A 12,171-nucleotide genomic window follows, 5' to 3' on the forward strand; every position below is an offset into this window, starting at 1 on the left:
TGCAATCGTTGCTTGCTATTCGACTGAAAGAATATAAAGCAAGCTCGAAGGTTTCTCCTCGCACTGTCGAAATTGCCCATAAAGAATGCTTGAAAAGCTAATCCGTACAGTGTACGATACAAGACTGTTGTACTCCGTACAGTGTACGAACGGAGTGGAGAAGGGGGCAAGCGGTAGATTCGCTTGCTGAATCAGAACATTAGGGAGGGAAGATGGCAGAGCGAGCAGAAAGCGGGATGTCCCGCCGCGGCTTTATGCGCGCTGCAGGTATTAGCCTGATCGGCGCTGCTGCGGCTACGGGCGCTTTCGGCCTGACCGGCTGCTCCGGCGAGGCGAAGGCCGCCGGCGTGACGGTGGAAAACAAGGGCGGCTGCGGCGACTTCAACGAAAGCGTCTATACTGACGTATTTCCGGTGAAGACGCGCAGTATTCCGGTAGTGGACGCGGACAGTGGCATCGTTCGTCAGGGCAACGTGGCGTTTGAGCTGCGTGATATTCCTGCGTCTGAGATTCTGCGCACCGAAGAGACGGATGTGCTGGTCATCGGCTGCGGGCTGACGGGCTCCGTTGCGGCCGTTGCGGCATCCGACGACGGCAAAACAAAGGTTTTGTGCGTCGAGAAGATGAACGTCGGTCGTGGCATGTTCGAGGGTATGGGCGTCGTTGGCGGCAAAAAGATGGAAGAGGCCGGCAACAACGTCGATAAGGCCGAGATGATGGACCGCATGCGTCATGCTGCGTACTATCGCGTGCCGATCGATCCCATTAAGCTGTGGGCTGATCGTTCTGGCGAAGCGGCAGACTGGCTGCAGGAAAAGTTCGACGAGGGCGAAGGCAAGATCCAGACGTACTTCAAGAAGGGAAACCCCAGCGCGCATAACTTTGAGGTGCCGCAAACGGAGATTGCCTTTAAGAGTGAGCTGTGGAGTGAGAAGACCACGTCTAACGCCGGCGGCGCCGGCATTTACATCGTCGCCGATCTGGCAAATACGTTCAGCAAGCGTCCGAACGCCGATTTGCGTTACAACGTTGCTGGTGTGCAGCTTATCCGCGAGGGCGACAACGGGCGCGTGACGGGAGCCATCTTGAAAGACGCTGACGGATATTTCCGCGTAAATGCTTCCAAGGGCGTCATCGTGGCTACGGGTGGCTTCGACGCAAACCCTGCCATGCTCAAGGCATGGTGCCGTGCCGAGGATATCGCTGCGTGCGCAAGCTGGTGCCCCAACGAGGGCACAACGGGCGACGGCCAGCTGATGGGCCTTGCCGTGGGCGGCCAAATGGATCCGCTTCCGGCAGCTATTATGAATTTCGACTACGGTAGCCCTGAAGCATTCTATTCGGCGTGCTTGGGCATTCGCACCATCGTGGGTGGCATCATGATTAACGAGCAAGGCCGTCGTTTCTGCAGCGAGGGATTGCCGTTCCAGGCGCGCTCCAATTCCATCACGGCGCAGGCGCACTACGGTACCGACACATGGCGCGTGGCGTCTTCCACTCAGGTGGGTAAGGACAAGGAAAAGGTTGAAGCTGCGTTCCAACCGTTTATCGACAAGGGCTGGGGTTTCAAGGCTTCTAGCCTGAAAGAACTTGCTGGCATGATGGGTGTGCCTGCCGATACGTTGGAGTCCGAAGTCGCTCGCTTCAATACGTTCTGCGACAACAAGAAGGACGAAGACTTCAATCGTCCTATGGAGAAGGCCACCAAGATCGAGGGCGATACCTACTATGCCGTGAAGCATCAGTCTTCCATTTTGGCTACGGTGTCCGGTCTGGTCGTTGACTACAACTGCAACGTGCTGGACTACGACAATAAGCCGATCGAGGGCCTGTTTGCGGCCGGTGGTGCTTCGGGCGGTTTCTTCTCCGGTAACTATCCGCGTCATATTTTCGGTCCGTCGGTCGGCCGTTGCGTCACGTTCGGCTATGTGGCTGGTCAGACCGCTGCGCAGGGGGTGAAGTAATCGATGGCAGAGAACAAGAATTCCGGCAAGAAGCGCTGGCCTATCGTGGTGGGCGTTGTCGCCGCGGTGCTGATCATCGCATGCTGCGGCGGTTGGGCATGGCATAACACGCCGAGCTTCTGTGGCACGGTGTGCCATGATTCCATGGGCAACCACTTGGCGAACTACGAGGGTACCGACGAATCGAACGGCGCGGGCCTCGCCGCATGGCACGGTCAGCACGAGGGCACGACGTGTCTGGACTGCCACACCGCCGAGCTTGACGTGCAGGTGGCCGAGCTGCAGTCGCAGCTGGCTGGCGACACGGACAACCTGGGCCTGGCCGATCGCTACTACATCGACAACGACAAGTGCCTGTCCTGCCATGGCGGTTCCTACGAGGAGCTGGCAAAACAGACGGCGGATTTGGGCGAGTACAACCCGCATCAAAGCCCGCATGGCAATTTGAACTGTAACGAGTGCCACAAAGGCCATGCTGCCCAGGTCGACACCTGCGGTCAGTGCCATCCCAACGGTGGCCAGACGATGCGCGGCAACAACTAAGCTGCACTCGACAGTCGGCAAGCGCCTATAGCGGCGCATAACGAAAGGCGGCGTCCCAAACGGGGCGTCGCCTTTCGGGTTGTGGGGTGGGTGATGCAGCAAGCGAGGCAACGTTTCGCTCTCGTCGAGGGCAAAACGCGATATGTTTGTGTTTTAATGTGCGCTTCCGAAGTAGAGCCTGATTGGTGGTTCGTATTTACCCAGGCCAGGAGCTTGGTGTGGAACGGCTTAGGTGGGCTGGCCTCGTTAAAACACAAACGTATCGCGTTTTCCGCGGTGCGCATTTTGCGCGCCGCGGAAAGTTAGTGAGTCAAAACCTTCCGGAGGGGTTGACTCATGTGCGCCGCGGAATGAGGGGCGCTACAGTTGCTCGCCGTTCTCGATGGCGCGGTAGAGGTCGCGGCCACAGGTGTCGACGGCTACGAACACAGGGAAGTCGTCAAGCTCGAGGCGACGCAGCGCCTCGGTGCCAAGGTCGTCCCAGGCCACGGTTTCGCTTGCGGTGACGTGCTTGGCCAGCAGCGCGGCGATGCCGCCGACCGCCGCGAAGTATACGCCGCCGTTTTCAACGCAGGCGTCGATGACGGCCTGGTTGCGCTTGCCCTTGCCGATGCACGCTGCGATGCCGGCCTGCATAAGCTGGGGCGTGGCGAAGTCCATGCGGCTTGCCGTGGTGGGGCCCACGCTGCCAAGCGGGCGGCCGGCAGCGGCGGGGGTGGGGCCGGCGTAGAACAGCGTCTGCCCGGCCAGCGCGAACGGCAGCTCGCCGGTTTGCTCGAGCGCTTCGAGCGCACGGGCGTGGCCGGCGTCTCGCATGGTGTAGCAGGGGCCGGTCAGGCGCACTTCCTGGCCAGCTTTCAGGTTCGCCAGCTGGGACTTGTCCAGCGGTAGGTTCAAACGTACGGGTTCGCTCATTTCCCCTCACCCCAATCGATCAGCTCGATGGATGCGCTGCGCATGGCCGAGCAGCCCATGTTCACTGCTACAGGCAGCGCGGCGATGTGGCACGGCGCGGTTTCCAGATGCACGGCCAAGGCGGTCGCGCCGCCGCCGAGGGCCGCCGGTCCGATGCCCGTGGCGTTGATGGCGGCAAGCAGCTCGGCCTCGCGCTCGGCGGCCTGCGGGTTTGCGGCGGGGGTTCCCACCTCGCGCAGCAGCGCGTGCTTGGCCAGGCCCGCCACCTTGTCGAACGTGGCACCCACGCCCACGCCCACGATGAGCGGCGGGCAGGCGTTGGCGGCCTTCTCGCGCACGCAGTCGAGCACGACCTTCTTCACGCCCTCCCAGCCGGCGCCGGGCGCGAGCATGACCACGCGGCTTGCATTGTCCGAGCCGCCGCCCTTGAGCAGCACGTGCAGCGTGGCGCCGCGGCCGGGGCGCAGGGCGATCTCGGCGAAGGCGGGGGTGTTGTCGCCGGTGTTGGTGCGGTCGAGCAGCGCGTCGGTCACGACGCTCATGCGCAGGCGGCCGTCGGTATAGGCGCGCGCCACGGCGTCGTTGACGCCCGACAGGATGTTGCCGGGGATGAGCAGCTCCTCGCCGACCTCCAGGCGCACCCAGCAGGTGCCGGTGTCCTGGCAGATGGGCACGCCGTCCTCCTGCCCGATGCGGGCGTTTTCCAGCAAGCAGTCCAGCACGGACTGCGCACGCGGCTGCGTTTCGTCCGCGCGCGCCGCCTGCATGGCGGCAAGCACGTCGGGGCGCAGGTGCGTGGCGCAGCGGCGCACGGCGCGGTACACGGCGTCGGCCACGGCGTCGGCGGTGAGCGCACCGGGCTGCGCCGCGGGCATGTTCTCGTCTTCCACGTTGTTCCTTTCCTTTTGATGCGTGTTCCTATTGTGCGCCATGCAGCGGCCCGGTGGGGGAATTCCACGCAATCCGGGGAGCGGGGCGGGGTTTTCCGCGTGACCGCGCGACGTGAAGGGGCCTCCCGCCCGTATCGCCGCGAATGAGCGGGGGCTCGCCGCGTATCGCTTTGCGTTTTCGTCCTCTTCTATCGTTGCTTTTGCCGGGCGTATCGCGTGTCGCAAATGGTTTACCGCGCATCGGGCCTTGCGTCGACGGTACGGCCCGAGGGCTCGGCCGCCTTTCCCCGCATTCGCTTACCTATCGTTTGTACGCCCCCAGCTCATCGGGCGAAACACACCTCATGGGCGTTTTTCGGGGAGAGCGCGCACGGTGTGCGGGCGGCAAGATGCAAGGGGTATAATCCCTAGCAGGACAACCGCTTTCCGCAAGGGGCGGGAACACTCACGTTAAACGGCGCCGCCGGCGCCGTGCATAGGGAAAGGTGCATGGAGCAGCATGGATATCGCGCAGGAATCGTTGCGTTTGCATGAGCAGTGGCAGGGCAAGCTGGAAACCGTCCCGAAGATGAGGATCGAAACGCGCGAGGACCTGGCGCTGGCCTACACCCCCGGCGTCGCCGAGCCGTGCCGCAAGATCGCCGAGAACCCTTCCGATGCGTACAAGTACACCATGAAGGCCAACACCGTGGCCGTCGTCTCCGACGGCTCGGCCGTGCTCGGCCTGGGCAACATCGGCCCGGCCGCGGCCATGCCCGTCATGGAGGGCAAGTGCGCGCTGTTCAAGACCTTCGGCGGTGTGAACGCCGTCCCGCTGTGCCTTGACACGCAGGACGTCGACGAGATCGTCGAGACCGTCAAGCGCCTTGCCCCCAGCTTCGGCGGCATCAACTTGGAAGACATCTCCGCGCCGCGCTGCTTCGAGATCGAGCGCCGTCTGATCGACGAGCTCGACATCCCCGTGTTCCACGACGACCAGCATGGCACCGCCATCGTGGTGCTCTCCGGCGTCATCAATGCGCTTCGCCTGACGGGCAAGCAGAAGGAGGCCTGCCGCGTGGTGGTCAACGGCGCCGGCTCGGCGGGCATCGCCATCGCCAAGCTGCTGCTCAACTACGGCTTCAGGAACCTTATCCTGTGCGATAAGTGCGGCATCATCAACTCGCGTTCCGAGGGCATCAACGAGGCCCAGCGCGCCATGCTCGCCACCACCAACCTCAACGATGAGGAAGGCACGCTGGCCGACGCCATGCGCGGCGCCGACATCTTCGTGGGCGTCTCCGCCCCGGGCATCGTGTCCGCCGAGATGGTCGAATCCATGAACTCCGACGCCATCCTGTTCGCCATGGCCAACCCCACGCCCGAGATCTTCCCCGACGTGGCCCGCGCCGCCGGCGCTCGTGTGGTGGGCACCGGCCGTTCGGACTTCCCGAACCAGATCAACAACGTGGTGGCGTTCCCCGGTATCTTCAAGGGCGCCCTGGAGTCGCGTGCCACGCGTATCACGAAGCAGATGAAGCTGGCCGCCGCCGAGGCGCTGGCCGCGCTCGTCTCCGATGACGAGCTGTGCGAGGACTTCATCATGCCCGAGCCGTTCGACCCGCGCGCCGTGGAAGCTGTGGCCGCCGCCGTGGCCGGCGCCGTGCAGGGATAGCAACGTGGCCGATATCCGCAACACGGGCATCGTGAGCGAGGTGCCGATGATGCGCGAGGGCCGTCCGACCTCGGGCGCCTCGGCGCATCCGGCTGCTCCCGCGCAAGCCGCCGATCAGGCGCTTTCTGCAGAGCAGGCGCCCGAGCGCGGCGTGTTCGTCACGTTCGAGGGCGGCGACGGCGCCGGCAAGACCACCCATATCCGCTTTCTGGCCAACGCCCTCACCGCCATGGGCCGCGAGGTCGTGTGCCTTCGCGAGCCCGGCGGCACCGAGGTGGGCGAGCAGCTGCGCGGCGTGGTGCTGAACCCGGCGAACTCCAATATGTGCGATGCTTCCGAGCTGCTCATCTTCGAGGCGGCACGTGCGCAGCTGGTCAGCCAGGTCATTGCCCCGGCGCTCGAGCGCGGGGCCGTGGTCCTGTGCGACCGCTTCACCGATTCCACCGTGGCCTACCAAGGCTATGGGCGCGGGCTCGACCGCTCGTTCGTGGAAGCGGCCAACGCGTTCGCCTGCCAGGGTATCGTGCCCGATCGCACCATCTTGCTGGTGGCGGCAAGCGCCGCCGAGGGGCTCGAGCGCGCCACGCGCCGCGCCGGGGCCGATCGCATGGAACGCGCAGGCGAGGACTTCCACGCTCGCGTGAACGCGGCGTTTTTGGAGATCGCCGAAAAGAACCCGAGCCGTGTGCGGCTGGTGCGCTCGAACGAGCGCAAATCGCATACAGCCGTGCAGGTATTCGCTCAGCTGGCGGACTTGTTCCCGTGGATGGGCGATTTCGTGCGCGCCAACGAGGCCTACTTCGAGCGTCTCGACGTTCATCGCACCCATGAGGGCCGTGTGGATTACCGCGAGGATTCCGCATCGACGCCTCGTGCGGAGCGTTCGGGCAAGGAGCAGCAGTAGCGCTTATGGCAGACGCATTCGAGAACATCTTGGGCCAGCCGCAGGTGCGCGAGTTTTTGCGCGCCACCGTGGCATCGGGGCGCGTCAGCCACGCGTACCTGTTCTGCGGGCCGGCAGGCTCGAACAAGACGCTTGCGGCGCTTGCCTTCGCTCAGGGCATCCTGTGCCCGAAAGGCCCCAAGGGCCCTCGCGGCGGCAATTGCGGCGCATGCGATACCTGCGGGCGCATCATGCGCAAAAAGCACCCGGATGTGCGCATGTTCGAGCCCGAGGGTGCTGCCGGCTATTTGGTCGAGCAGGTGCGCGGCATCGTGGCTGACACGGCCTTGGCGCCCATCCAGGCCGATCGCAAAGTCTACATCCTCGATCGCGTGGACCTGCTGGGCGTGCAGGCGGCCAACGCGTTCCTGAAAACGCTCGAGGAGCCGCCCGCCGACGTGGTGCTCATCCTACTCGCGCGCACGCGCGAAAGCGTGCTGCCCACCATCGTCTCGCGCTGCCAGGTGGTGCCGTTCCGCACCATCCCGGTTTCGGAGGCTGCGGGCATCGTGGTGCAGAACTCGGGCGCAAGCCCCGAGCAGGCGCGCGTGGCGCTGCAGGCCTGCGACGGCTCCATCACCCGCGCGGTGGAGTTCCTGAAGTCCAATGAGCGCCTGGAGTTCCGCGCCCGGGTGCTCGAGGTGCTGGCGTGCCTGCGCCGCGCCGACGATTGGGACGTCATCGGGTTCGCCGCCGATTTGGTGGTGCGCGTGAAGCTTCCGCTCGATACCGTGCGCGCCGAGCAGGAGGCCGAGCTTGCCGAGAACGCCGACTTCCTGGCGAAGTCGGCCATCCGCCAGATCGAGGCGCGCAACAAGCGTCAGCTCACGGCCAAGACCGCCGAGTCGCTGCGTCAGCTCACGGGCATCACCCGCTCGTGGCTGCGCGACGTTATGGCTCAGGCCGCGGGCGCGACCGATCAAGTGGTCAACGCCGACGTCAGGCCTTCCGTCGAGGAAGCCGCGGCGCGCACCGACGCCGCACGTGCCGCCGCGGCCATCGCCGCCGTGCGCCGCTGCGACGTTGCCATCTCTTATAATGTATCTCCTGAGACGTGCATCGACGCGATGCTGCTCGAGGTTCGCGACATACTGTACGGCCGTGCGCTGCCCAACGCGGCGCCGCGGGCGTATACCAGATAGAAAGAAGGAGCGCCATGGTCCGCATAGCGCCTGTCAACCTGCCCTACAACCCCAAAACGCTGTGGTTCGATGCGGGCGAGCTGGAACTGCACGCCGGATGCGACGTCGTGGTCCAAACCGCCCGGGGAACCGAGTTCGGCCATATGGGCGAGCCTGCGTTCGAGGCAACGCCTGACCAGGTCAAGAAGCTGAAAACCCCTCTGAAGCCCGTCTTGCGCGTGGCCGATGACGAAGATCGTGCCAAGCAGGCCGAGCTCGAGGCCCGTGCCGCCGAGGCGCTTCCCGTGTTCAAGGAGCTTGCCGCGAAGGCCTCCGAGGAGATGCGCCCGGTTTCGGTCGAGTACCTGTTCGACGGCGACAAGGCTGTGTTCTACTTCGAGTCCGAGAACCGCGTCGACTTCCGCGAGCTGGTGCGCACGCTCTCGTCGCGCCTGCATGTGCGCGTCGACATGCGCCAGATCGGCGTTCGCGATGAGGCTCGCATGGTGGGCGGCCTTGGCCACTGCGGCCAGGAGCTGTGCTGCAAGCGCCTGGGCGGAGAGTTCTGCCCGGTGTCCATCCGCATGGCCAAAGAGCAGGACCTGTCGCTGAACCCGCAGAAGATCTCGGGCGTATGCGGCAGGCTCATGTGCTGCCTTCGTTACGAATACGATGCCTACAAGGACTTCAAAAGCCGTGCGCCGAAGAAGAACGCCCAGGTGGAAACGCCCGATGGTGTGGCGAAGGTGGTGGATCTGGACGTCCCGCGCGAGGTGGTGTCGCTGCGCATCGAGGGAGAGAAGCCCGTGCGCGTCCCGCTTTCCGATTTCGAGGCGCCTGAGGAGGGCACACGTCCGAAGTGCCTGGGATGCGAGGCTTGGGAGCGCGCGCTGAGCGAGCAGCCCGGCGATGCTTTCGGCGCGGCCGCAGCCTTGGCAACGCCGCAGCTGTCGGGCAAGGACAAGCTTGCTGATCGCGCCAGCGTGCGTCACGTCCCGGGCGGCAAGAAGGCCGACGGCGCCGCCGAGGCCAAACCCGGTCGCTCCAGCAGGCGCGGTCGCGGCAAGGGCGAGCGCGCCGAGCAGAAGGCCGCCGAAGCTCAGCCCGCGCGCAAGCCGCGTCGTCGCCGCTCCACCAAGGTCTCGGGCGGCGCTGCGCAGGCGGGGGAGAATCAGGCTCCGCGTACCGATTCCGCCCAAGCTGCAAGCGCCGCGTCCGCCGGCAAGCAGTCCGGCCAGGGCGGCAAGCAGCCCAAGGAGGGCCAGGCCAAGCGCCGCGGCATGCAGCCGAGCAAGCGCCGCGGCCAGGGCGGCAAGGACGCCAAGCAGCAGAACCAGGGCGGCAAGCAGCCCGGATCTGCCCAGCAGGCGGGCAAGCGCGGCCAGGGCCCCAAGGGCGGCGCCGATGCGCAGCGCGGCGGCAAGCCCGACAACCAGGGTCCTAAGCCCCGCGTGCGTCCCGGCCAGAAGTCCTCGGGCTTGGCTCAGGGGCCCCGTCCCGACCAGGGCGGGCAACGCAAGCAGCGCGAAGGCGGCCAGGAAGGCCAGGCTCCCGGCCAGCACCGCCGTGCTCGTCGCCGCAGCCATAAAGCCGCAGGCGCCGGCGAAGGCCAGGGCGCCCCGCAGGGTAACTAGCAGCATCTCGCGCCCCCGCTTGGGCAAAAGCGGGGGCGCCTGCGTCAGGAGGTATCAACGTGCACGGGGAAAACGGCCACGAGCTGCTCACCGATCTGTATCAGCTGACCATGGCACAAGGGTATTGGGAGACGGGGCAGGGCGCCACGCAGGCCTGTTTCCATGCGTATTTCCGCGACTATCCCTTCCGCGGCGGCTATGCCATCGCCTGCGGCATGGACCAGCTTGCCGAGCTCATCGACGGGTTCTCGTTCAGCGCTGAGGACGTGGAGTACCTGGGAAGCCTTGATGCGCCGGGCGGGGGGAGGCTGTTCAAGCCGGCGTTTTTGGAGTACCTGCGCACGTTCTCGCTGCGCGTTGACGTCGACGCCGTGCACGAGGGCGCCGTGGTGTTCCCGCATGAGCCGATTGTGCGCGTGATGGGCTCCATCATGGATTGCCAGCTCATCGAAACGGCGCTTCTGAACTGCGTGAACTTCGAAACGCTCATCGCCACCAAGGCCGCTCGGGTGTGCTTGGCTGCCCACGGGCTGCCCGTTGCCGAGTTCGGTCTGCGCCGCGCCCAGGGCGCCGGCGGCGGCATGTGGGCAAGCCGCGCCGCCGTGGTGGGCGGCTGCGCATCCACGTCCAATGTGCTTGCGGGTAAAACCTACGGCCTGCCGGTGTCGGGAACGCATGCGCACTCGTGGGTCATGTCGTTCCCCAGCGAGCTCGAGGCGTTCCGCGCCTATGCGCGCGAGTTCCCGCGCAACTGCGTGCTGCTCGTGGACACCTACGACGTGGAGCAGGGCATTCGCAACGCCATCACCGTGGGCCTCGAGATGCGCGCCCGGGGCGAGCGCCTGGCCGGCATCCGCATCGACTCGGGCGACCTTGCCTGGTTGGCGAAGATGGCGCGCCGCATGCTCGACGCTGCCGGCTTGGACGATTGCGGCATCGTGCTGTCCAACGACCTGGACGAATACACCATCCAGTCCATCTTGGACGAAGGTGCTCCCGTGAGCAGCTGGGGCGTGGGCACCAAGCTCGCCTGCGCGTTCGACCAACCTACGCTCGGCGGCGTGTACAAGCTTTCGGCGACGCGCGCCCCGGGGCAGGCCGAGTGGGTCGACCGCCTGAAGATCAGCGAGTCGGCGGCGAAGCTGACGGTGCCGGGCGTGCTCGATGTGCGCCGTTACTATAACGACGACGGGACCATCGCCGGCGATATGGTGTTCGATGTGAACGCCGGCGTGGACGAGGGCCAGGTCATCGTGGACCCGCTCGATTCCATGCGCCGCAAGAAGCTTGCGGGCAAGCGGTTTTCCACGATGCTCGATCCTCTGGCCCGTAACGGGCAGGTGGTGCTCGACGCAAGCGGTCGCAGCGCCATGGAGGCGCAGCGTCGCTGCCGTGAAGGCCTTGCCTGCTTGGACGAGAGCCAGAAGCGCATGCTCAACCCCCACACCTATCCGGTGGGCTTGGAGTATGGTCTTTGTGAGCGCCGCCGCGCGCTTGTTGGCAAGCTTCGCGGTATCGCGTAGGGTTGAACGTAATGTATGCGCGCTTAAGCCGCGCTTCCGATTGGGGGATTCATGATCAGGATCATCACCGATTCCGTGTCTTCGATCACGCAGGAGATGGCCGCCCAGCTTGATATCCAGGTGGTCACGCTGTACGTGAACCGCAACGGCAGGGAATATGAGGACGCAACCATGGACTTGGATGCGTTCTATGCCGATATCTATGACATGGTGGATGATATCCCCACGTCAAGCCAACCGTCCCAGCAGTTGCTGGAAGAGGTGTTCGAGGATGCGGCCCGCGCCGGCGACCAGGTGTGCGGCATCTTCATCTCCACGGGGCTTTCGGGCGCCTATGACGGCGCCTTGCGCGCCATCCGCGCGGTGACCGCACGCAACATCGGCTTCAAATGGGAACTTGTCGACTCGCAGTCGTGCGGCTTCGACGAGGCTTTCCCCGTGCTCGAGGCCGTGGCGGCGCGCGATGCGGGCGAGGACCTGCGCGGCGTGGCGCAGGCAGCCCTAGACGCCATCGAGCGCACCCGCTTCCTGTTCACGCCGGAGAGCCTGACGTTTCTGCAGAAGGGCGGGCGCATCGGCGGCGCGGCGGCGCTTTTGGGCAACCTTATCCAGCTGGCACCGGTGCTTGCCGTGCGCGACGGTTCCCCGGTCACCTATGCCAAGGTGCGCACGCGTAAAAAGGCGCTGGACAAGATCGTGGCGGCCATGAAGGCCGACATCGAGGAGCACGGCCTGCGCGATGTGGTGGTGCACTACATCGGCGATAAGACCCCGGCGGTGAAGTGGGCGCACGAGGTCATCGAGCCCATGCTCGGCCGCAAGGTCAGCGTGCTGCCGGTAAGCCCGGTGGTGGGGTTGCACGTGGGCCCGGCCGTCGGCGTCGCCTATGAATGCGCGCATGCCGTATCGGGCAAGCTCACCGGGCCGAAGGCGGCCTTGACCTGCGCTTCCTAGGCGCGAAGCAAAATCCGCCCACCGCCTGCG

Annotated in this window: 10 protein-coding genes; 8 read left to right on the forward strand and 2 right to left on the reverse strand. The window is 65.3% G+C overall.

Annotated features, from left to right (window positions below):
• The first annotated feature begins 212 nt into the window (after positions 1-212).
• Both Q0G75_RS07275 and Q0G75_RS07280 read left to right on the forward strand, forming a co-directional pair.
• Positions 213-1,964 (forward strand): FAD-binding protein, encoded by a 1,752-nt coding sequence (locus Q0G75_RS07275; protein ID WP_294416840.1) that lies wholly within the window; start codon positions 213-215, stop codon positions 1,962-1,964.
• Positions 1,965-1,967: 3 nt separating this feature from the next.
• Positions 1,968-2,507, forward strand: a complete 540-nt coding sequence (locus Q0G75_RS07280; protein WP_294416842.1) for a cytochrome c3 family protein — start codon at positions 1,968-1,970, stop codon at positions 2,505-2,507.
• Between the two features lie 360 nt (positions 2,508-2,867).
• Here Q0G75_RS07280 and Q0G75_RS07285 read toward each other — a convergent pair whose 3' ends face one another.
• Positions 2,868-3,422 carry a FumA C-terminus/TtdB family hydratase beta subunit gene (locus Q0G75_RS07285; protein ID WP_294416845.1) on the reverse strand — a complete coding sequence of 185 codons (555 nt, stop codon included), beginning with the start codon at positions 3,420-3,422 and terminating at the stop codon, positions 2,868-2,870.
• Positions 3,419-4,312 carry a fumarate hydratase gene (locus Q0G75_RS07290; protein ID WP_294416847.1) on the reverse strand — a complete coding sequence of 298 codons (894 nt, stop codon included), beginning with the start codon at positions 4,310-4,312 and terminating at the stop codon, positions 3,419-3,421. The genes Q0G75_RS07285 and Q0G75_RS07290 overlap by 4 nt, the downstream gene beginning before the upstream one ends.
• Positions 4,313-4,811: 499 nt before the next feature.
• Here Q0G75_RS07290 and Q0G75_RS07295 point away from each other — a divergent pair, with 499 nt between their 5' ends.
• The 6 genes from Q0G75_RS07295 to Q0G75_RS07320 are packed head-to-tail and all read left to right on the forward strand — an operon-like array spanning position 4,812 to position 12,141.
• Positions 4,812-5,966 (forward strand): NADP-dependent malic enzyme, encoded by a 1,155-nt coding sequence (locus tag Q0G75_RS07295; RefSeq protein ID WP_294416848.1) that lies wholly within the window; start codon positions 4,812-4,814, stop codon positions 5,964-5,966.
• Positions 5,967-5,970: 4 nt separating this feature from the next.
• A complete protein-coding gene (gene tmk / locus Q0G75_RS07300; RefSeq protein ID WP_294416850.1) occupies positions 5,971-6,870 on the forward strand; it encodes a dTMP kinase in 900 nt (299 codons plus the stop codon).
• Positions 6,871-6,875: 5 nt separating this feature from the next.
• Complete coding sequence (locus Q0G75_RS07305) at positions 6,876-8,051, forward strand: DNA polymerase III subunit delta' (RefSeq protein ID WP_294416851.1); 1,176 nt, start codon at positions 6,876-6,878, stop codon at positions 8,049-8,051.
• 14 nt (positions 8,052-8,065) lie between these two features.
• Positions 8,066-9,664 carry a regulatory iron-sulfur-containing complex subunit RicT gene (ricT, locus tag Q0G75_RS07310; protein WP_294416854.1) on the forward strand — a complete coding sequence of 533 codons (1,599 nt, stop codon included), beginning with the start codon at positions 8,066-8,068 and terminating at the stop codon, positions 9,662-9,664.
• Between the two features lie 59 nt (positions 9,665-9,723).
• Positions 9,724-11,187, forward strand: a complete 1,464-nt coding sequence (locus Q0G75_RS07315) for a nicotinate phosphoribosyltransferase (RefSeq protein WP_294417915.1) — start codon at positions 9,724-9,726, stop codon at positions 11,185-11,187.
• Positions 11,188-11,238: 51 nt separating this feature from the next.
• The gene (locus tag Q0G75_RS07320) at positions 11,239-12,141 is read left to right on the forward strand and encodes a DegV family protein (RefSeq protein WP_294416858.1); all 903 of its coding nucleotides are present in this window, start codon (positions 11,239-11,241) and stop codon (positions 12,139-12,141) included.
• Positions 12,142-12,171 lie beyond the last annotated feature (30 nt).

Origin of the sequence: uncultured Senegalimassilia sp. (genome assembly GCF_934636665.1) — a bacterium.
In the GTDB taxonomy this organism is placed as follows: domain Bacteria; phylum Actinomycetota; class Coriobacteriia; order Coriobacteriales; family Eggerthellaceae; genus Senegalimassilia.